Source organism: Sporanaerobium hydrogeniformans (assembly GCF_002735925.1).
GTDB classification, from domain to species: domain Bacteria; phylum Bacillota; class Clostridia; order Lachnospirales; family Cellulosilyticaceae; genus Sporanaerobium; species Sporanaerobium hydrogeniformans.
Genome location: NZ_PEDL01000021.1, coordinates 14609 through 37193, shown reverse-complemented (window position 1 = coordinate 37193; position 22585 = coordinate 14609). Strand labels below are relative to the sequence as shown.

General features: G+C 34.1%; 21 protein-coding genes. All 21 read left to right on the top strand.

Annotated elements, in window-relative coordinates; all coding sequences use genetic code 11:
• Positions 1 to 119 precede the first annotated feature (119 nt).
• The 21 genes from CS063_RS14675 (at position 120) to CS063_RS14575 (ending at position 22289) form a co-directional block, all read left to right on the top strand.
• A complete protein-coding gene (locus CS063_RS14675) occupies positions 120 to 1133 on the top strand; it encodes a substrate-binding domain-containing protein (protein ID WP_099450453.1) in 1014 nt (337 codons plus the stop codon).
• Positions 1134 to 1223: 90 nt separating this feature from the next.
• Entirely contained in the window at positions 1224 to 2726 is a 1503-nt protein-coding gene (locus CS063_RS14670) for a sugar ABC transporter ATP-binding protein (RefSeq protein WP_099450452.1), read from the top strand.
• Between the two features lie 17 nt (positions 2727 to 2743).
• Complete coding sequence (locus CS063_RS14665) at positions 2744 to 3697, top strand: ABC transporter permease (RefSeq protein WP_099450451.1); 954 nt, start codon at positions 2744 to 2746, stop codon at positions 3695 to 3697.
• Between the two features lie 23 nt (positions 3698 to 3720).
• Entirely contained in the window at positions 3721 to 4761 is a 1041-nt protein-coding gene (locus CS063_RS14660) for a uroporphyrinogen decarboxylase family protein (protein WP_099450450.1), read from the top strand.
• A 35-nt stretch (positions 4762 to 4796) separates the two neighbouring features.
• A complete protein-coding gene (locus CS063_RS14655; RefSeq protein ID WP_099450449.1) occupies positions 4797 to 5120 on the top strand; it encodes an L-rhamnose mutarotase in 324 nt (107 codons plus the stop codon).
• Positions 5121 to 5363: 243 nt separating this feature from the next.
• The gene (locus CS063_RS14650; RefSeq protein ID WP_099450448.1) at positions 5364 to 5822 is read left to right on the top strand and encodes a PTS sugar transporter subunit IIA; all 459 of its coding nucleotides are present in this window, start codon (positions 5364 to 5366) and stop codon (positions 5820 to 5822) included.
• Complete coding sequence (locus CS063_RS14645) at positions 5803 to 6705, top strand: HAD family hydrolase (RefSeq protein ID WP_099450447.1); 903 nt, start codon at positions 5803 to 5805, stop codon at positions 6703 to 6705. Before CS063_RS14650 ends, CS063_RS14645 begins: the two co-directional genes overlap by 20 nt.
• A 213-nt stretch (positions 6706 to 6918) precedes the next feature.
• Positions 6919 to 8271, top strand: a complete 1353-nt coding sequence (locus CS063_RS14640) for a PTS transporter subunit IIC (RefSeq protein WP_099450446.1) — start codon at positions 6919 to 6921, stop codon at positions 8269 to 8271.
• A gap of 72 nt (positions 8272 to 8343) precedes the next feature.
• The gene (locus CS063_RS14635) at positions 8344 to 8646 is read left to right on the top strand and encodes a PTS sugar transporter subunit IIB (protein WP_099450445.1); all 303 of its coding nucleotides are present in this window, start codon (positions 8344 to 8346) and stop codon (positions 8644 to 8646) included.
• Positions 8647 to 8648: 2 nt separating this feature from the next.
• Positions 8649 to 9677, top strand: a complete 1029-nt coding sequence (locus CS063_RS14630; RefSeq protein ID WP_099450444.1) for a uroporphyrinogen decarboxylase family protein — start codon at positions 8649 to 8651, stop codon at positions 9675 to 9677.
• Positions 9678 to 9790: 113 nt separating this feature from the next.
• On the top strand, positions 9791 to 10558 hold the full coding sequence (locus CS063_RS14625; protein ID WP_099450443.1) for a DeoR/GlpR family DNA-binding transcription regulator: 768 nt from the start codon (positions 9791 to 9793) through the stop codon (positions 10556 to 10558).
• Between the two features lie 193 nt (positions 10559 to 10751).
• The gene (locus CS063_RS14620) at positions 10752 to 11267 is read left to right on the top strand and encodes a hypothetical protein (protein WP_099450442.1); all 516 of its coding nucleotides are present in this window, start codon (positions 10752 to 10754) and stop codon (positions 11265 to 11267) included.
• Complete coding sequence (locus CS063_RS14615; RefSeq protein WP_099450441.1) at positions 11261 to 11530, top strand: HPr family phosphocarrier protein; 270 nt, start codon at positions 11261 to 11263, stop codon at positions 11528 to 11530. The genes CS063_RS14620 and CS063_RS14615 overlap by 7 nt, the downstream gene beginning before the upstream one ends.
• Positions 11531 to 11533: 3 nt before the next feature.
• A complete protein-coding gene (ptsP, locus tag CS063_RS14610) occupies positions 11534 to 13216 on the top strand; it encodes a phosphoenolpyruvate--protein phosphotransferase (protein ID WP_099450440.1) in 1683 nt (560 codons plus the stop codon).
• Positions 13217 to 13246: 30 nt separating this feature from the next.
• Positions 13247 to 14350, top strand: a complete 1104-nt coding sequence (ulaG, locus tag CS063_RS14605) for an L-ascorbate 6-phosphate lactonase (protein WP_099450439.1) — start codon at positions 13247 to 13249, stop codon at positions 14348 to 14350.
• A 50-nt stretch (positions 14351 to 14400) separates the two neighbouring features.
• A complete protein-coding gene (locus CS063_RS14600; RefSeq protein ID WP_099450438.1) occupies positions 14401 to 15444 on the top strand; it encodes a hypothetical protein in 1044 nt (347 codons plus the stop codon).
• A gap of 13 nt (positions 15445 to 15457) precedes the next feature.
• Positions 15458 to 16318: an L-ribulose-5-phosphate 3-epimerase gene (locus CS063_RS14595; protein ID WP_099450437.1), complete on the top strand. Its 861-nt coding sequence runs from the start codon at positions 15458 to 15460 to the stop codon at positions 16316 to 16318.
• A gap of 1 nt (position 16319) precedes the next feature.
• A complete protein-coding gene (locus CS063_RS14590) occupies positions 16320 to 17009 on the top strand; it encodes an L-ribulose-5-phosphate 4-epimerase (protein ID WP_099450436.1) in 690 nt (229 codons plus the stop codon).
• 191 nt (positions 17010 to 17200) lie between these two features.
• Positions 17201 to 18523 (top strand): MATE family efflux transporter, encoded by a 1323-nt coding sequence (locus tag CS063_RS14585; RefSeq protein ID WP_099450435.1) that lies wholly within the window; start codon positions 17201 to 17203, stop codon positions 18521 to 18523.
• A gap of 126 nt (positions 18524 to 18649) precedes the next feature.
• Positions 18650 to 19708, top strand: a complete 1059-nt coding sequence (locus tag CS063_RS14580; RefSeq protein ID WP_099450434.1) for a uroporphyrinogen decarboxylase family protein — start codon at positions 18650 to 18652, stop codon at positions 19706 to 19708.
• Positions 19709 to 19850: 142 nt separating this feature from the next.
• Positions 19851 to 22289: a glycoside hydrolase family 31 protein gene (locus CS063_RS14575; protein ID WP_099450433.1), complete on the top strand. Its 2439-nt coding sequence runs from the start codon at positions 19851 to 19853 to the stop codon at positions 22287 to 22289.
• The last annotated feature ends 296 nt before the right edge of the window (positions 22290 to 22585 follow it).

Genomic DNA, 22585 nt, shown 5'->3' with positions numbered 1-22585 from the left:
CAAACTAAAAAATGAAAAAAAAAGACCAATCCCATGAAAATATTGAATGTATATTTTCATGGGATTCTTTTATGATAGAGTTATCAACACACCTAGTTAAAAAGAGGAGGATTTAAAAAATGAAAAGAAAAATGTGGGGCCTTGTGTTAAGTGCAATGTTAGTAGCGAGCTTAGGAGTAGGCTGTCAAAGTAAAGAAACAGCAAGCCAAGGGGCAGCTGAAGGTGCACCAGCACAAGAAGATAGTCAAAAAACAGATATTACCATTGGTTCTGTTATCATGAATACTTCAGGCGAATGGTTTGCAGAGGTTATTAAAGGACAACAAGATGCAGCTAAAGATTTAGGAGTTAAGTTTAGTATTGTAAGTTCTGAAAATGAGGTATCTAAAGAATCAGATAATGTTGCTACATATGTTGCACAGCAAGTAGATGCACTTTGTATCTCTCCACTTTCAACAGATGCTTCTGTAGCAGCAGTTGAGGCAGCTAAGGGAGCTAACATTCCTGTTGTTAACTGGAATACAACAGTTAATACAGAAACAGCTGGTTTCGTAGGTGTATCAAACTATGATTTAGGTGGAAGTACTGGTAAATATGTAGTAGAGTACGTAAAAGAAAACTTCCCAAATGGTTGTAAATTAGCTATTTTAGGAAATAGTAGCTATGAAGTAGGTGTAGAAAGATGTAATGGTTTTAAAGATGCTATTAAAGATGCACCAGGTATTGAGATTGTAGCAGAACAAGATGCTGAATTACAAGAACAAGGTTTAGACGTAACCGAACAAATTTTAACAGCTAATCCTGATATAGATATGATTTGGGCATGGAATCAAACTTCATTATTAGGTTGTGTAGCAGCTCTTCAAAATGCTAATAACAACAAAATTATAGTAATGGGAACAGATATGAGTGTTGACCTTGCAAAAGATATGCAAAGTGATGCAGTAAAACTTCAAGCAATTACAACTCAAATGCCATATGATATCGGTTATAAAGCTGTAGAAAATGCAGTGAAGGCTGCTAAAGGTGAAAGTATTGAAAAGAAAGTATTAGTTCCACTTAAAACATACATAAAAGATGATGCAGCAGAAATAGAGCAATATATAGAAGATCACAAAGATTTAGTAAAATAAGTTAAATTCAAAAACAAAAGAAAGAGGCGGATGACTAGTTTCTAAAGTCTCTTTCTTTATGAAACAAATGGAGAAAGGAAGGTGGTTTAAGTGAGTGACACTGTATTAAAAGCAGAAGGAATTACGAAAAAGTTTTGTGGTATTACAGCTTTAGATAATGCCAGCCTAGAAGTAAAAAAAGGTGAAGTTCATGCCCTTGTAGGTGCCAATGGTGCGGGAAAGAGTACATTAATTAAAATTATTACTGGTGCCTATGGAAATGATGAGGGGAAAATCTACTTAGATGGTAAAGAAATTCACATTAAATCAACATTTGAGGCAAGAAAACTAGGGATTAGTGCTGTATATCAAGAATTTAGTTTAATTAATACAGTATCTGTAGCAGAAAATATTTATATGGGTAAATTTCCTTGTAAGAAAATGGCAGGAGTTCCTAAAATTGATTGGAAGGATATTAATAGTAAGGCACAGGAGATTTTAGATCTCTTAGAATCAGATATCAAGCCAGAGACTATTGTAGGTGACCTAAGTGTAGCACAAAAGCAACTTGTAGAAATTGCCAAGGCTTTATCCAATGAGATTAAAGTACTTATCATGGACGAACCAACAGCTTCTCTATCAGATAATGATATTGAGAAGATGTTTAATATTGTAAGAGGGCTTAAGGAAAAAGGTATTAGTGTTATTTATGTCTCTCACCGTTTAGAAGAATTACCTATTATTTGTGATAGAATCTCTGTTTATAGAGATGGCAAGTATATTAAGACATTACCCATTGAAGAAGCACCTAAAAATGTCATTATTGAAAATATGGTAGGAAAAAATATGACATTAACTAAAAGAGTAAACTATACTCAACCAGAGGCTCTCCTAGAAGTAAAAAACTTTTCTTCAGGTAAGAAGTTTGAAAATATAAATATGAAACTCCATAAAGGAGAAATCTTAGGAATTGCAGGTTTAGCAGGTGCAGGAAGAACAGAATTTGTAAGAGCACTCTTTGGAGCAGATCCAAAGGACAAGGGAGAAATATTAGTTGAAGGAAAACAAGTAAAAATAGATTCCCCCTTAGATGCTAAACGGGCAGGAATTGGTTTTATTACTGAGGATAGAAAAGAAGAAGGTCTTATTCTCAATATGAGTTTACATAACAATGTGGGAATGACCATTTTGAATAAATTAGTTAAAAAGTTTGGCTTAGATTTACATAAAGAAGAAGAACTAATGGATGGCTATATTAAATCTCTTAGTATTAAGTGTAAAGATGGTAATCAAGCAGCTAAAGATCTAAGTGGTGGTAACCAACAAAAAGTGGTTATTGCAAAATGGTTAGCTACAACACCTAAAATTTTAATTATGGATGAGCCTACAAGAGGTATTGACATAGGGTCTAAAAATCAAATTTATAAGCTCATTAATGAACTGGCTGAGCAAGGTATAGGAATTATTATGATTTCTTCAGAATTACCAGAGGTTCTGCAAGTGGCTAACCGTATTGTTGTATTTGCAGCAGGAAAGGTAACAGCTGAGCTTGAAAATAAAGATTTGACTCAAGAAATATTACTTGATTATGCAACAAGTCAAAAAGCTATTTAACCTAAGGGGGAGAAAAAATGAGTGTAAATAAACAAACTTTAAAAGCATTTTTAATGAAGTATATTATGTATTTTGTATTAGTAATTATGTGTATTGCTATTGCCTTATTAAATGATAAATTTTTAACACCAAGTAATTTAATGACTATTGTAAAACAGATTTCTATTCAATCTATTGTAGCCATTGGTATGACTATGATTATTATTACAGGAAATATTGATTTAAGTGTAGGTTCTATCGTAGCCTTTTCATCTGTTGTAGCAGCTATGATGCTTAAGTCTTTGCCCATGCCCATTGCTTTAATTTTAACAGTACTTATAAGTGGAGTACTTGGACTTATTTCAGGTGGGGTAACTGCTAAACTTAAACTTCACTCTTTCTTAGTAACTTTAGCACTTATGCAAGCTTTTAGAGGACTTGCTCAAACCCTCACCGGAGGTTATCCAATTGCGGGACTTCCAGATGCATTTGGTAAAATTTCATCAGGATCTATTGTTGGTATTCCTTACTTAGTTATTTATATGATTATTTTTTATGCAATCTTTATTTATATTATGAAATATACTGTTTTTGGCCGTTCTATCTATGCTATTGGAGGGAATGAAGAGTCTGCTAGATTATCAGGTATTAATGTAGAAAAAGTAAAAACAACTGTATTTGTTATATCTTCTATGCTTTGTGGTGTAGCAGGTATCTTACTTGCATCAAAAGTTCGTTCAGGTGACCCCACTTGTGCAAATGCTTGGGAAATGGATACCATTGCTGGTGCAATTATTGGTGGAACCAATATGGCTGGTGGTGAAGGTAATTTAGGTGGAACGATCGTCGGTTTACTTTTTGTAGGGATTTTAAGTAATGGTATGGTACTTCTTAACGTCAATCCTTATATGCAAAGCGTTGTAAAAGGACTTGTTATCTTTGGAGCCGTTATTATTAATAGTATTCAAAAACGTAGTAAAGCTACTGCTTAAACAGATATGAGGAGGGAATAAATATGAATAGTATTGAACGTTTTTATGCAACTGTAGAAAGAAAGCCTGTTGACCGTCCTGCTGCGTGGTTAGGTATGCCGGATATGTATGCACAACCAGCTCTCTTTGAATATTATGGAGTTAAAAATTTACATGAACTTAAACTGGCAGTTGGAGATGATTTTTATGCAGTAGAAGTACCCTACAAATCACCTACAGCAGAAGCAATCTATGCAGCCTTTGATTGGTATGGTGATGGAGATGTAGATGCGGAAGAAAGAACTCTTACAACAAATGGTTGTTTTAACGAGGCCGAAGAATTAGAGGACTTAGAGTTCTTTGAATGGCCAGACCCAGCAAAATATATTGATGTAGAAGAATGTAAAAGACGTGTAGAAGCAGCACCAAAGGATAAGGTCGTATTAGGTATGCTGTGGTCAGCCCATTTTCAAGATACATGTGCTGCTTTCGGAATGGAAACAGCTCTTATGAACATGATTGCTAACCCAGAGATTTATGAAGCAGTTAATGAAAAAGTTATGGATTTTTACCTAAAAGCTAATGAAATTTTCTATGAAGCAACTAAAGGTAAAATTCATGCTGTGCTTATCGGAAATGATATGGGTAGCCAAAGGGGACTTATGCTTTCACCTGAAATGGTAAGACGCTTTATTATCCCAGGATGCAAAAAATTAGTGGAGCAAGCACATAGTTATGGTCTTAAAGTAATTTATCACTCTTGTGGTTCCATTGTAGATATTATTCCAGATTTAATTGAAGCAGGTGTAGATATCGTGCATCCTATTCAAGCCCTTGCAGCAGGTATGGACCCTACAAGCTTAAAAAATAAATTTGGAGAAAAGGTATCTTTTTGTGGAGGGGTAGATACACAAGATTTATTAGTAAATGGTACAACTACTCAGGTACAAGCAAAGGTAAAAGAATTACGTGAAATTTTCCCTACAGGGCTTATTATTTCTCCAAGTCACGAAGCAATACTTAAAGATATACCACCTGCCAATATTAAAGCCTTATTTGATGAAGCAACTAAACTAAATGATTAAGGAAGAATAAAGAGTAGAAAGGAGTTTAAGGGATTATGAAACGTATAGGGGAAATGATAAAGGTAAGACCCGAAAAATTAGAAGAGTACAAGTATCATCATGCTCATGCTTGGCCAGAAATCAATGCGATGATTAAGGAATGCAACATTCAAAACTATACGATCTTTCATAGAGGTGATTACCTATTTGCCTATTATGAATATGTAGGAAATGATTTTGAAAAAGATATGGCGAAAATGGCTGCTGACCCTAAAACAAAAGAATGGTGGGATGTGGTTAAGCCTTGCCAACAACCTTTAGAAGACCGTAAAGAAGGTGAATGGTGGTCTAGTATGGAAGAAGTCTATCGACTAGATTAACAAAGGCAACAAATAAAAAAATTACTCTAAAGTGAGAACTATTCATTTTAGAGTATTTTTTTATTTGTGTAATAATAAATAGAATAAATTATTAAAATTAAATATAAAATTAAAATATTTTATGATATAAAATAATCATATACAATACAAAAGTGAACATAAAAAAAGCTTGAAAATTTCATATAAATATATTATAATGACCATAAAACAATTAAGAATTAAAAATAAATGGAGGATAAGTTTATGTTAATAAAAGAATTAATAGATTTAAAACGTGTGAAATTATGTGAAGGTTTTGATAACTGGGAAGATGCCATTGAAGCTTCTTGTGAACCTTTGTTGGAAGATGGTTCTATTGAGAAGTCATATGTTGAAGCAGTCATTAACTGTGTGAAAAAATATGGTCCTTATATTGTTTTTGCACCTAATATTGCAATGCCACATTCTCAAGAAGGAGCTGTAGGTGTGAATGATACAGCTATAAGCTTTATGAAGGTAGAAAAAGCGGTTAGTTTTGAAGAAGGTAATCCAGAAAAAGATGCAAAGTTATTTTTTGTCTTAGCATCAAAAGATCATGAAGTACATATGAAAAACATGGAAAAGCTAGCTCAAATGCTTTTAACGAATGGAATTATGGATGAATTATTAGAAGCAAAGAATATAGAGGATTTGTTAGCTATTGATGCAAAATATAGTAAATAATTTAAAAGGAGGATGGGACTGTTGTGAAGAGAAAGCGATAGTCCCTTATTTTAATATGGAAAAGAAATTATTAGTCATGGATTTAGATGGTACCTTATTAAGGGATGATAAAACGATTAGTGACTATACACTAAATATATTTAGTCATTTAGATAGGAGCAAAGTAAAAATTTGTTTAGCGTCAGGTCGTTGCGAACAAATGATGAAAATTTACGCTGATCTTTTGAAAAGCGATTATGTTATTTCTTCTAATGGTGCTGTGGTAAAAAAGTGGGATAGTCAGCAGCTTACTAGGCATATAACATTAGAGCCTAAAACTTTATATGACATAGTAAAGTTTTTAAAGTATAACAAGATAAACTATATGATGTATTCAGCCGAGAAGATGTATTGTTCTTCTTATACAGAGGAGTTTAAAAAGCGTTTTAGAGCATATGAAAACATATGTCACCTCATGGGAAAAGAAGAAAAGTTGGAGTGTATTAATTTAGAAGAATACAAGGAAGAATTACCTGAAAATATTGTAAAGCTTGTAGCTTATGAAAAAGATAAAGATAAAATGACATTATTTCAGTCTATGTTAGAGAGTGAATTTGCAGAGAAGGTAGCATGTGAAAGTACAGGTTATGGTTTACTAAATGTAGCAGCCTATAATGTGAGTAAAGAAATAGCAGTAGAATCCGTTAGAGAATTTTATAAGATTGAAAAGAAAAACACTTATATATTTGGTGATTATAGTAATGATTTAAGTATGTTTAGTTGTGGAGATAATAAAATAGCTGTTGCCAATGCGCAAGAAGAAGTGAAACTTAAAGCGACAGAAATTATTTTGTCGAACAATGAAGATGGAATAGCTCACTACATAAAACAAAAAAACATATAAACACAAACAAAACAATCATAAAACGGTAAAAATATTAGAACTAATAACTATAACTCTACAAAAGTTCATATAAATTATGAATAAATCATATAAATTCGTTGACAAACGTTAAAAAAATTCGTAAAATGTAAGAGAGTTAATAAAACGTTAATAAAGCCGGTTAATAACGTTAAAATCAAGTATTTTAAAAATGTTTACGGAGGGAGAAGGTAAATGTTAAATTATTTTTTAGATTTATTCTTAAAACAGATTTTTGGACAACCTTTTATTCTAATGGCAGTTATAGTATTTGTAGGTTATATTGCCATGAAGCAGAAGTTTTCAAAAGCATTAGGTGGGGCAGTTAAAGCGAGTATTGGTATTCTTATTATGGGATTTGGCTCAGGTGGATTAATTACTAACTTCAATAAGTTGTTAGTATCTGTACAAACTGTAACAGGTATGCAAGGTGCAGGATTAAATACTTATCCAACCATGACTGCAGGATATGAAAAAATGGATGCTATCCTAGGAGCAGGAACAGGTGCCTCATGGGGGATTTACACACTGTTAGTTGCTTTTATACTAAACCTAGTATTAGTTGCTTTGAAAAAATACACTAAAATTCGTGCTGTATTTTTAACAGGTAATGTAATGATTGTTCAAGCTGGGGTGAGTACATATATTGTTTGGAGATTCCTAGGCTTAGGAATGATTCCTACAGTAATTATAGCAGCTGTAATTACAGCTTTGTACTGGGGAATTAGCTCAACCTTACTCATTAAACCGACAAAAGAAGTGACGAATGCAGATTTTACAGTAGCACATCAACAAATGTTAGGAAGCTACATTGCTTATAAAATTGCACCTAAGTTAGGTAATGCTGAAAAAGATGATATTGAAAAGAAAAAGTTACCAGATTCATTAAATATTTTACAAGACAACATTATTGCAACAGCATTAGTTATGTTTATATCTGTAGTAGCTATTTTCTTCCTTATAGGTGGAGAGCAGATTGATTGGTTAAGGAGTGCAGAAGGATTTAACCAAGGAGGTCTAAAAAATACAGTTATCTTCTTACTTTGGATTACTTTAACCCTTACAGCTAATATTGTTGTATTGCTTTCAGGTGTTAGAATGTTCGTTGGAGAATTAATGGTATCCTTTAAAGGTATCTCTGATAAGTTATTACCTGGAGCAGTAGCAGGTGTGGATTGTGCGGCAATCTTTGCTTTTGCACCTAAATCAGTTGTACTAGGATTACTTTTTGGTATGTTAGGTCAAGTATTAGCTTTATCAGGACTTATTATTTTCAAATCTCCTATTTTTATTGTACCTGGCTTTATTCCATTATTCTTTGATAATGCTACAATGGCAGTATATGCTAATAAACGTGGTGGCTGGAAAGCAGCAGCAGTTATTTGTACACTAAGTGGTATTATCCAAATTTTTGGAGCTGTTTTAGCAGTAAAAATGATGGAGCTTACATGGTGGCAAGGAAGTTTTGACTATTCAACATTATGGGTAGTAATTATTGCAATCCTTAAAGCAATAGGGGCAGCATTAGGAATTCCAATTGCAGGTTAAATGATGAAATGACAAATAAAAAGTAGGGTATACTAGATAATTATCCTACTCAACTAGAAAGGAAGAGATAAAATGTTAAATATATTATGTGTATGTGGAAATGGAATGGGAACAAGTACAATCTTAAAAATTAATGTAAAAAATATTTGCCAACAAAATAAGATTGAAGCAAATGTAGAGTCATGTTCTTTCGGAGAAGCAATGGCATATATTAACAACACAGACATTGTTTTAACAAGTCCTGAATGGGCAGGGATGCTTCCTCCAAGTAATGCGGTTATTGCAGAAACAAAAAATTTAATTGACACAAAACAAGTTACAGACACATTAGTTAATGCAATAAAAGAACATTTCCCTAATGAAATAGGAGCATAGTTATGACAGGATATGAGATAATTAAGAAGAATATTCGCTTTGAAAATCCAGAGCGTATAGGCCTTAGATTTGATAGAATTGGAGGAAAAGGTGACGTATGTAGAATCTTTGTATTACCTCCAAGAGATAAAAGAGATAACAGTGTACCATGTACTGTTTCTAAAAAAATACGTCCTGTTTCCGGTGAACATGACGAATGGGGATGCTTGTGGGAAAGTGATGATGCTACAGGCTCTGATATGGGACAGGTTGTTAATATTCCTATTGAAGAATGGGAAGATTTAGAGACCTATGAATTTCCAGATGCGAAGGCAGAAGGACGTTTTGATGGATTAAAAGAAGCATTAGATGCTGCAGAAGAAAAGGGGCTCTATGTCCAGCTTAATAGTCCTCAATGTATTTTTGAAAGAATGCATTTTCTTCGTGGATTTGAAAATACATTAATGGATTGTATCACAGATCCAGAAGAAATAGAAGCATTGGCTATTAAACTTGCAGATTATCAGATTGGAATTATTGAAGAAGCTTATCGTCTAGGTGAAGGAAGAATTCATTGTTATGATACCACAGACGATTGGGGAACTCAGCAAAGTCTGATGATTTCCCCAACAATCTTTAGGGAAATTTTTAAACCACAGTACAAAAGAGTTTTTGATAAAGCGCATGCATGTAAAATGGATGTTCGTTTACACACTGATGGAAAGATAAATGATATTTTAGAAGACTTTATTGAGATGGGTGTGGATATATTAAATATTCATCAACCTAGATTAGTTGATATCGATGAAGTATCTAAAATTGCCCGAGGAAGGATTTGTTTTGAAGCTGCAGTAGATATCCAAGCAACATTGCCAACAGGTGATAAAAAGTTAATAGAAGAGGAAGTAAAAGAACTGGTTGAAAAATGGGCTACTCCTTCAGGCGGATTAATTGGCGTGGAATATGGTTATTTGAAATCAATTGGGACAACTGAAGAATCTATGCTTTTTGCATTGGAATGCTTTGAAAAATACGGAACCTTTCATAAATAATAGAAGTAACGACTATTAGCGGACATGATATTTCATGATCCGCTAATAGTCGTATATTGACAAATAATCAAATGGTTCATATAATATATCAAATAAGTGAGGTGAAAAAGAGTATGAAAAGAAATAAGAGTGTAGTTGATGGACGAAGAAACAAAGTATTAGAAGCACTAAAGAATGATGGCACAGTGAAGGTAAATGATTTAGCAAAAAAGTTTGATGTTTCACCACTCACAATAAGAAGAGACTTACAGTACTTAGAAGACAATCATTTTTTAGAACGTTTTTATGGCGGAGCAGCTGTTGTGAGAGAAAGTAGTAAAGAGCGAGTTCAAGAAGATAAGATACAGGGTTATCGGGAAAAAATTGCAAAATATGCAGCAAGTCTTGTAGAACATGGGGACACTATTTTTATAAACACAAGTGCAACAGCACTCCAACTTATTAAATATTTAGGTGATAAGCGTGTGACGGTTATCACGAATAATGGACAAGCTATTGGGATGGAACACTCTCCTAATGTGACAATCATTGTGACAGGAGGAGAGGTTGGCGCTGTTAAGCATGCTCTAGTAGGTGAATTTGCTAAGAGTAATTTAAATATGGTAACGGCTAAAAAAAGCTTCATTGGATGCAGTGGGCTTAGTCTAGAAAGTGGGATGACCACAGAAATACTCAGTGAGGTAAATATTAATGAATTGATGTTTACAAGGGTAACCCAAGAAAGTTATATTTTAGCAGATCATACTAAACTGGGGGTAAATAGTAGTTTTACCAGTTGCCCCCTTAATAAAATACAAAATGTAATTACAGATGAAAAAGCACCAGAAGAGATAGTAAGAGGATTACATTCAGCAGGGATAAATGTTATGTGTGTATCCTAAAGGAGAGTTAAAGTCCAAGTGAAAATAGAGAAAAAAGATGAAAAAAGATAAGTTCTTTTTTCATCTTTTTTTATTTTTACTTAAAATAAAGTTCATATAATGTGCAAAATGAACATAAAATAAAGGAAAATACGATTGACAACGAACAAAAACAGTGATAAAATTTTCATAAAAGGAAGGAGGGACAACAAATATGAATGTTTTAAATGGAGCTTTATGTTTATTGTTGGTTGGGATGATAATTCTAGAAATACTATTTATCGTAAGGCGCAACCGTACGATTCATGTTAGAGGTAAAGATGATTTTTTTACATATGCATTAATTGTATTTGGTGTCTTTTTGTTTTGTCCTGTAAGAGAGGATGCATCACTCTTAGAAAGCTTACGAAATGTACTCCTTTATGTAGTACTCTTTGGAAGTGTAGGAGTTAAACGTGGTATTTCATCAAAAGGAATTGAGAAGTTTGGTTTTACAATCACTTGGGAGCAGATTATAAAAATAGAAATAGAAGAACATTTAAGTTCACAGATGACCGTTATTATTTACACGCATAAAGGAAAGCTAAAATTGCTTTTTAATAAATATTTGATTGGAGAGGTTTTAAGAGCATTACAAAACCATGTTGAAGCCATTTATATTCAGGAAAGTTTAGATAAAGTATTGAAATTAAAAAAAAAGAACTTAAAAAGGAGAAGAGAGAAATGGTAAAAGAAAAAGTAAAAGTTATTAACAAATCAGGGTTACATTTAAGACCAGCTGGGGTATTAACAGAGGTAGCACGTGGTTGTAAATCAGAAGTTTTTTTGATTAAAGAAGATGGAACAAGAGTCAATCCAAAAAGTGTTCTCTTTTTAATGGGAGCGAATATTACATGTGGTATGGAGATTACAGTAGAGTGTAGCGGAATGACAGAAGAAGAAGACTTAAAAGCAATTATTGAAGCCATTAAAAGTGGTTTAAACGAGGAGTAAACTATGAAGACAATTGAAGTAGCTAAAACGACTTCTAGCGGCATTGCTATTGCTAAAGTATATAAGGTAGAGACAGTAGAATTAGTGCCTTCAACTTATAGGATTTCTAATGTAGAAGATGAAATTCAAAAATATAAAGAAGCTGTACAATTTGTTTCTGCAAAGATAGAAACACTCGCAAAGGACAATGAGATATTTGCAGCACATCTTGAGTTAGTAAATGATGTAGGACTTATGGAGGGTGTTATTAATAAAATCACAATGAATGAGGATAATGCTGAACTAGCATTAGACAAAACTGCCCAAGAGTTCATTATGATTTTTGAAAGTATGGATAATGAGTACATGCGTGAAAGAGTGGCAGATATTAATGATATTCGTAATCGTTTAATGACCCATTTAAAGGGACTTAAAGAGCGTGATTTTGGAGATCTAAATGAAGAAGCTATTTTAGTAACAAAGGATTTAGCACCATCAGATACTGCAAAATTAGACTTAAAATACATAAAGGGCTTTATTACCGAATTAGGTGGTGTAACAAGTCATGTATCCATTATGGCTAAAAATATGGGTTTACCTGCATTAGTAGGGGTTCAAGGGATTATGGAAATCATTGATGATGAAGATCAGATTATAATGGATGCCCAAAAAGGTATAATTATAATCAATCCAGATGAAGAAACGCGTAAGCATTATCAGGAATTAGAACATAAAGAGCAGCAAGAAAAAGAGCTTTTAGAAAAGATAGCTAACCTTCCAGCAGAAACAAAGGATGGAAGAAAAGTAAAAGTTTGTGCCAATGTAGGATGTATTGAGGATGTAAAAAATGCAGTAACAAAATATATTGATGGCATTGGTTTATTTCGAAGTGAATTTTTATATATGGAAAACACACAATTTCCTACAGAAGAGGAACAGTTTGAAGCTTATAAAGAAGCTGCTAGATTATGTGAAGGAGAAGTTATTATCAGGACACTTGATATAGGTGGAGATAAAGCACTTCCCTACTATCCATTTGAACAAGAAGAAAATCCCTTTTTAGGATGGCGAGCGATTCGTATTTCTTTAGAAAAGCAGGATTTATTTAAAACGCAATTACGCGCCTTATTAAGAGCGAGTGCTTTTGGTGAAATATGGATTATGTATCCAATGATTGTATCTCTTGAGGAATTACACAGTGCTAAAGCTCTCTTAGAAACATGTAAAAAAGAACTTTTGCAAGAGGGAAAAGCTTACGATGAGCATGTAAAAGTAGGAATGATGATTGAAACGCCTGCTTCTGTTATGTGTGTAGAAGCGTTTGCTGAAGAAGTAGATTTTTTTAGTATTGGTACGAATGATTTAACTCAATATCTTTTAGCAGTAGATAGAGGGAACCAACACATTAGTAGTATGTATAATTCTTTCCATCCAGCAGTTATGAGAGCTATTGCAAAAGTAATCAAAGCAGGGCATAAAGCTGGAATTCCAGTAGGAATGTGTGGTGAATTTGCAAGTGATATAAAGGCAGTTCCAGTTCTTTTGGGCATGGGACTTGATGAGTATAGTGTGTGCGCTGGTGAAGTAGCAAAGATTAAAGCAGCTATTCGTCAGTGGGATTACAAAGCCTGTGAAGAATTGGCAGAAAAAGTAATAAGAGCAAAAGGTTTAAATGAAGTAATGGCATTAATAGAAGATGTAAAATAAATAAATTTAAAGAAGAAAAGAGGAGAAAGAATGAGTAAAATTAATCAAATAACAAGAGAGAGTTGGATTATGAGTACTTTCCCAGAATGGGGAACTTGGTTAAATGAAGAAATTGAAGATGAAGTAGTAGAACCTGGCACAGTAGCTATGTGGTGGTTAGGTTGTACAGGTATTTGGGTTAAAACGCCTGCAGGCTGTAACATCAGTATAGATCTTTGGTGTGGCAATGGAAAACGTACACATGGAGATGGAAAGATGGCAGTAGGACACCAAATGGCAAATATGTGTGGTGGAAGAAAAATGCAGCCAAATCTAAGAGCAGTACCATTTGTTATTGATCCTTTTGCTATTAAAACAGTAGATGCGGTATTAGCTACCCATTATCATCAAGATCATATGAGTGCTGAATATGCGGCACATGTTATTAATAGTGGTATTACAACAGTGGACGAAAATGGAAAAGAAATTCCTGTTCCATTTATTGGACCTAAAAAATCAGTAGAAACATGGATTAAATGGGGAGTGCCAGCAGAACGCTGTGTAACTGTTAAACCAGGAGATGTTATTAAAATAAAAGATATTGAGATTGTAGCTTTAGACTCTTTTGATAGAACATGTTTAGTAACAACAGATTCTACGGGTCCAGATAGAGAAGAACTAACAGGAGTTTGTCCAACAGATATGGATGATAAAGCGGTTAACTTCTTAATTAAAACACCAGGTGGAAACATTTATCATAGTGGAGATTCTCATTATTCTATCTATTTTGCTAAACACGGTAAAGATTATGATATTGATGTTGCTTTTGGTTCTTATGGAGAAAATCCTGTAGGTATGGCTGATAAAATGACATCTTGTGATATTTTAAGAATGGCTGAAGCACTTCGTTGTGAGGTTGTTATTCCAATTCACTATGATGTATGGACAAACTTTATGGCAGATGTCAATGAAATTAAAGTATTATATGATATGAAAAAAGATAGATTGGATTATAAATTCCATCCATTCTTTTGGGAAGTTGGAGGCAAATACGTTTACCCACGTGATAAAGAGCGTAAAGCTTATCACCACCCAAGAGGATTTGAAGATTGCTTTGAAGCACCACAAAACATACCATTCCGTTCATGTTTATAAGAAAATCCCAAGAGATTATAACAGCTTAGTAGAAGACGGGAGAAAAGAAAATGAAGATAACTAAAAAGGTAATTGGCTCATTGGAAAAGTGTTATTCACTTTCTGAGCTTTATTATAACGATAAGCAACATTTTTTAGTTGCAGCTGAAAAAGTAAATAAATGCTTGCTTTTTGATAAGGATGGAAACTTAGAAGAAACAGTGTGGGAAGGACCAGGTGGTACCATGTCTATTGTCCCACTAGAAGATAGAAATGGTGAATTTTTAGCGACTCATGAATTTTATTCCCCTAACGATTCTAAAGAAGCAAAAATTATTAGAGCCATCCCAAAAGGTAAGGACAATTGGGAAATCAAAACATTGGTAGAAGTTCCTTTTGTGCATCGTTTTGATATTTTACAAAAGAATGGAGTGAAATACCTCTTTGTATGTGCATTAAAATCAGGGCATAATTGCAAAGATGACTGGTCAATGCCAGGAAAAGTATTTTTTGCAGTACTTCCAGAGAACTTAGATGATTATGATGAAAAGAAGCAACTTCCTTTAAAAGAATTAAAATCAGGAATGCTAAAAAATCATGGTTATTATAAGCATCAAGATGAAGTAGGAGAAAGTGCCATTGTGTCTTGTGAGCAGGGAGTTTATCAATTTATTCCTCCTATGGAATCAGATGGAGAGTGGGAAATAAAACAGTTAATAGATACGCCAGCAAGCGATGCTGTTATGTTGGATTTAGATAATGATGGAGAAGAAGAATTATTTGTATTTGCACCATTCCATGGTGATACCTGCAGTATATACAAAAAACATAAGGATAGTTATCAGTTAGACTATGAGTACCCTGAAAAACTAGACTTTCTCCATGCACTTTATGGTGGAAAACTTTGGGGAAAATCAAGAGTGATAGTAGGTAATCGACAAGGCGAAAAAAAATTACTTTCTTTTAGTGTAGATGAGAAGGGAAAGTATGAAGTAGAAGAATTAGATAGCGGATATGGTGCAGCAAATGTAATGGTATACAGAAAAAATCAAGAGGATATTTTAGTAGCAGCAAATCGTGAAACCGATGAAATAGCCATGTATACCTTGGATTAGCATGGAGGAATATATGAAAGCTTATACAATTGGATTATATGAAAAGGCAATGCCGGCAGATTTAACTTGGAAAGAAAAGCTACAAGCAGCGAAGGAAGCAGGCTATGATTTTGTGGAAATCAGTATTGATGAAACAGAGGAAAAAATTCAAAGAATTTATATGCCTAAAGAAGAAAGATTAAAAATGATTGAGCATATGTTTGAAGTAGGTATCCCTATTCGTTCTATGTGTGTAAGTGCTTTAACACGCTATTCTCTTGGTAATAGTGACGAAAAGCTTTGTAACAGGGGAATGGAGATTTTAGAAAAGGCACTAGAACTGGCAGATGACTTAGGCATTAGAATTGTTATGATTCCAGGATATGATGTTTATTATGAGGAGTCTACTGCAGAAACCACACAAAGGTTTATAAAAAATCTTAAAAAAGCAACAAAGATTGCAGCTAAATATGGGATTTTGATTGAATTAGAAACTATGGAAAATAGCTTTATGAATACAGTATGGAAGGCTATGTTCTATGTTAAACAAATTGACTCAGCCTATTTAGGGATCTATCCAGATAGTGGTAATATGAAGAATGCAGCTGTGTTATTAGGCGTAGATGAAGCGCAAGATTTAATGGCAGGTAAAGGACATATTACCTCACTTCATTTAAAGGAAAGTGTACCAGGAAAATATAGGGAAATACCTTATGGCGAGGGGCATGTTGATTTCGAGAAAATTATTCATGCAGCATGGGCTATTGGGATTAGAAAATATGTGACAGAATTTTGGTATAAAGGAAGTCCTGATTGGAAAGAAGATTTAATAAATGCCAATAGGAAAATGCGAGCAATTTTAGATAAAGCAGATAAAGTATGTGTGGAGGCCTAAGATGTTAGAAGAATTAAAGAAAAAGGTATATAAAGCAAATATGGAATTACCTAAATATGGTTTAGTAACCTTTACTTGGGGAAATGTAAGTGAAATAGATCCAGAAACCAAGTTAGTAGTTATTAAGCCAAGTGGTGTAGATTATGATAAGTTGACAGCTGAGGATATGGTGGTAGTAGATTTAGATGGCAAAAAGATAGAAGGTAAGTATAACCCTTCCTCAGATACATCCACTCATATCGAACTCTATAAAAGCTTTCCTGACATTAGAGGTATTGTACATACACATTCACCATGGGCAACAAGTTGGGCACAAGCTGGCAGAGGCATTCCTTGCTATGGAACAACACATGCAGACTATATGTATGGAGAAATCCCATGTGTAAGAAATTTAACTCAAGAAGAGATTGAAGAAGCTTATGAAAAAAATACAGGTTTACTAATTGCAGACTATTTTAAGGATAAAGATTATATGGCAATGCCAGCAGTGCTATGTAAAAATCATGGTCCGTTTACTTGGGGTAAAGATGGATTAGAGGCGGTTCATCATGCAGTTGTTTTAGAAGAAGTTGCAAAAATGGCAGCAAGATGCGAAATGCTTAATCCTCAAAATATTCCAGCTCCTCAAGAATTACAAGATAAGCACTATTATAGAAAACATGGTGAAAATGCTTATTATGGACAAAAATAGGTGATTTTACAGAATGGTAGTGTAGATTGACAAGGAGTAAGGCATGTGTTAAACTCATTTAGAAAATAGAATACGTTACTGACTTATCCTTTACCGCCGGGTAAAGGGGTTAAGCGTCAGACTTCATATCGTTAGGCCACGGAAGATATGAAGTTCTGACGCTTTTTATTTTTGTATAAAGGAGTGTTTTTATGAAAAATACAGCTTGTCTTAGTCATTTTATAAAATACGTATCATTAAATGTTCTTGGTATGATAGGGCTATCTTGCTATATCTTAGCAGACACTTATTTTGTTTCAAAAGGGCTAGGAGCCAATGGGCTCACTGCACTTAATCTTGCAATTCCCATCTATAGTTTTATTCACGGAAGTGGTTTAATGCTTGGTATGGGAGGTGCCACTAGGTATTCTATTGCTAAAAGTCAAAGTGAAAGGGATAAGATGAATCAAATATTTACAAATACCATTTTATTGGCACTTAGCTTTGCGGGAGGATTTTTTGTGATAGGTTTCTTTTTTTCTGAAATCCTTGTACGATTATTAGGGGCTGATGTGGCCGTTTTTCAAATGAGTAAAACTTATTTACAAGTAGTGCTATTATTTGCTCCTATTTTTATAATAAATAATGTTCTTTTGTGTTTTGTACGAAATGACGGAGCCCCCGAACTTTCTATGATTGCCATGTTAGGGGGGAGTTTTTCAAACATTATCCTAGATTATATTTTTATGTTTCCACTTAAGATGGGGATTTTTGGAGCTGTTCTTGCTACGGGTCTTGCACCAGCAATAAGTCTATTGATTCTTTGTCCCTTTTTCCTTCAAAAGAGAAATGGCTTTCATCTAATTAACTTTAGGCTTTTTAGGCAACTTAGTAGTGACATTTTTTCAAGCGGTATGCCATCACTTATTACGGAGGTATCTTCTGGTATTGTAATAATTGTTTTTAATACAATTCTGCTAAAACTGCAGGGGAATATGGGAGTTGCGGCCTATGGTATTATTGCTAACCTTTCACTAGTAATGGTCTCCATATATACAGGTATTGCCCAGGGGATTCAGCCACTCATTAGTAGTAACTATGGAATAGGGAATCACTCCAATGTTCAAACTATTTTACGATATGCTCTCCTCTTGGTGGTAGCTGTTTCAGGAATGATTTATATGGTTGTATTTATAGGGGGTTCACAAATTATCAGTCTTTTTAACAGTGAGCAAAATGAGGCTTTGCAAAGTATTGCAATGATAGGATTAAAAATTTATTTTACAAGCTGCCTTTTTGTTGGCTTTAATATTATTATATCTGTTTATTTTACCTCAATCGAATATGCACGTCCTGCACATATCATTTCTGTTTTGCGTGGATTTTTAATTATTATTCCCTTAGCCTTTTTGTTAGCTTCTTTTGGTGGCATATTAGGTGTTTGGTGTGTGTTTCCAACAACAGAGCTTCTTGTAGCAGGAATAGGAGGTGTTTTATATCTTTTGATTCCTAAAGAAATTACCAATAGTATGTAATTATTTAGATAGAAAATCCAAAATAAAACGTATAATAATACGGTGAAATTTTGTGTAACCAAAAAGAATGCTTTTAAAAAGCTTAGTATAGAACGAGGGAGAAAATGATGGAAAGGAGGGCTATATATGTATGAAAGACAGCAGGTACTAAAGCCAAAACAGGATCAAGAAATAGAAGAAATGCTCTCTTTAATGAATTGTCACGTAGCAAGTCTTATTAAGGTGGATAGTGAAAAATATTTTAAATGCTCAGACTATATCGTGCAGGGAGCAATAAAGGTAAGTAGTCTTTACTGCTCTCACAGAATGCCTATTTTATATGACCTTCAGCTTGAGGCAGAAGCACTGGGATGTAAGTTAACTTATACAAAAGATAAGCCTCCACGGATATCTAATCATATTTTAGAAGAGGGAACCAAACTAGAAGATTTAAGAGTCCCAACAGAAAAGGAAGGGCGTTTTCCTATAGTTTTAGAAGCTACTAAGGAAATTGTAAAAGCTTTTGGTAAAGAAAAAGCGATTTATGGACTTGTGACGGGTCCCTTTACCTTAGCGCTTCACCTGCGAGGAGTAGCTGTTTTTTATGATTTATTGGATGAGCCTGAAGAAGTAGAATGCTTAATGACATTTTGTCAAAAAGTTGTCCTTCATACTGCCCAAATGTATATAAATTTAGGTGTAGATAATATTGCTCTTGTGGATCCTATGGCTTTTCATATTTCTAAAGCTCATTTCGAAAACTTTGTAGAGCCATATATTACTCCTATTTTTGAGTGTATTAAAGAGCAAGGAAAACGAGTCAATCTTATTAAAGGGGATAAAACATCAGAAGGTGAAATACCCTACAAGTTTGGAATGACTACTCATAAAGGATATGAAAATAGAAGGAATATCTTAAAAGGAGAACTAACAACAGTAAATGTGGACTGTATCACCTTTGATTCAGAGAGTTGTGTAGTGAGTCAGTATACAATGGAAGCTGTTTATACAGCAGCAGCTCTTGTAGGCAAGCAAGTAAAAGTCATTGAACATAAAATGAAGGATAGTACTCCTATTCCAATCATTTATGTGGAGGGTGAGGTAAAATATAGTCATTATCTACCGGATATAGGAGAATTAGTTGATTGTTTTCGAGCAGCTCTTAGAGTTAAGCAAGAAGAAAAAAGTATTTTAAAGGCTCTCTAAAAATTTAATATTATAATAGAAAAACAAGAGGGGTATGGGCTAGAGCGGGGAAAATAAGTACAAAATTAAAAAGGAATAGGCTATAGACAGTTCTGCATTTAAAATGCTAATATGCAGCTATAAGAAAGGGGGAAGATACAAGATGCATATTAAGAATTATAAATGTGATGGACAAAAGGTTCTATTTAACTTAGAACAAGGTAAGCTGTGTATCGAAATAAAACGGGAAGATATAGTAAGGTGTATGTATACTACAGGTGAGAGCTTTAAGGATACATCACTTATTATAGAGAAGAAGGCGCCTCTAGAGGTGCATTATACAGTGGATGAAACAGATGAGACTATTTGTATTGAAACACAAAGACTTTGCTTAAGTATTTGCAAAGAAAATGGTCGCTTTACTTGGAAGAAACAAGGAAGCGGAGAAGTTTATTTAGAAGAAGGTGGGAAAAGTCTTGTTCCTACAGATATTATTCGCTATACAACCGGTGGTGAAGCACCTGTTATTGAACGTGTAAAAACAGTAGATGGTGAGAGGAATTTCATTCGTAATCTAAAAGAGGTAATAGACAGACAAGCTTATCGTGGTAAATTATTTTTTAACTGGCAGGATGATGAGGGGATTTATGGTTTAGGGCAAGGTGAAGAAGGTATTTATAATTACCGTGGATATAATCAATATTTATATCAGCATAATATGCGTATCCCTATTCCGTTCTTTGTTTCTTCTTATTGCTATGGTATCCTTTTCAACTGTTCTTCTCTTATGACCTTTAATGATGATCCTAATGGTTCCTATATTTTTATGGATGCTATTGAAGAAATGGATTATTATTTTATGGGGGGCGAAAAATTAGATGAAGTGATTGAAGCTTATCGTTATTTAACAGGAAGAGCTAGCTTACTTCCTAAATGGGCTTTTGGTTATATACAATCTAAGGAGGCTTATAAAACCGGTGACGAGCTTGTAGATGTTGTTAAGAGATATCGAAAAAGAGGTATACCTCTTGATTGTATTGTACAAGATTGGAATACATGGAAACCTGGCTATTGGGGAGAGAAAAAGGTAGATAAAACACGCTACCCTAATTTGAAAGAAACAATGAACAAAATTCACGATTATCATGTACATACAATGGTTTCTGTATGGCCTAATATGAATGCAGGTGGGGATAATCATAGCGAATTTTTACAAGCAGGTTATTTACTAAATGACTATTCTACTTATGATGCCTTTAACGAGAAGGCAAGGCAGATGTATTGGAAGCAGGCCAATGAAGAACTTTTTTCAAGTGGTTTTGATGCATGGTGGTGTGATTCCACAGAGCCCTTTAGTGGACCTGATTGGGGCGGACCTGTTAAAAGAGAACCATGGGAACGTTATAGCTTAGTAGGTGGGGAACATAAACATTATTTGGATGCAACACAGGCCAATGCCTTTGCTTTAATGCATGCTAAAGGGATATATGAAAACCAACGGGCAACTACAGAAGAAAAAAGAGTGGTTAATTTAACACGTTCAGGCTATGCTTCTAGCCAACAATATGGAACTATTTTATGGTCAGGTGACATTTGTGCGACATGGGAAACTTTGAAAAAGCAAATTCGAGAAGGGCTTAACTTTGCTTTAAGTGGAATGCCTTACTGGACCCTTGATATTGGTGCCTTTTTTACGGTAGGTTCAGCTTGGCAAAATAGAGGATGTGGTTGCAATAATAATCCGAATCCTCTTTGGTTTTGGCAAGGTGAATACAATGAGGGTGTGAAGGATGCAGGGTATAGAGAACTTTATGTAAGATGGCTGCAATACGGCACTTTCCTTCCCATGTTCCGTTCTCATGGTACAGATACTCCTCGTGAAATCTGGAACTTTGGTGAAAAGGGAGATGTTTTTTATGATACCATTGAAAAGTTTATTAAGCTTCGTTATCAGTTAATGCCCTACATTTACTCACTTGCAGGTAAAGTCTATCTTGAACACTCAACACTTTTAAGAAGCTTATTATTCGATTTCTTAGAAGATGAGACAGCACGTCAAATCGAAGATGAATTTATGTTTGGACCTTCTCTTTTAGTTTGTCCTGTGACTGAACCCATGTATTATGAATCAGATAACAAAGCGATTATTAAAGAAAAGACGAGGGGTTGTTATTTACCACAAGGAACAATTTGGTATGATTACTGGACAGGAGAAGTGTTTGAGGGTGGCAATTGGTATGACATCGAAGCACCTTTAGAGAAAATGCCACTCTTTGTTAAAGGTGGGGCTATTATCCCAACAATAGAAGGACTTCAATATGCTAGCCAAAAGGTAGCTGTGCCCATGACTTTAAATGTTTATTCAGGACAAGATGGTGAGTTTACCTTGTATGAGGATGAAGGTGATAATTACAACTTTGAGCAAGGGAGCTATACACTGATTCCAATAAAATGGTCAGAAGAGAATAAGTGCTTAATAATAGGTGACAGACAAGGTGAATATGAAGGAATGGAAAAGGTAAGACAATTTAAAATAAAACTTAAAGAGCAAGAAAAGCTTGTTATATATGAAGGAAAACGTATAATCATTAGTTGGGATTAAATACTGTATGAGTAAATTGAAGGACTGCTATGCAATGGATTGTTGTATGGCAGTCCTTTAATTTACCGTTTATAAAGTGTTCGTGTAGAAATAGTAGTAAGCGTTAAATAGATCCTTTTCATAGTGAGTTGATTTTAGGTTTTAACTTCATTATAATAACGGAATGTATTAATTAATTCTTAATTAACAGAGAAAAGATTGTTCCAATATGCCTTTTATATCTGTTTGTCCAATTTCTTAAGTTTTAGGGAAAAGATATTACATAATTAGAGTTTATTCTACTTGTAAATTTAGCG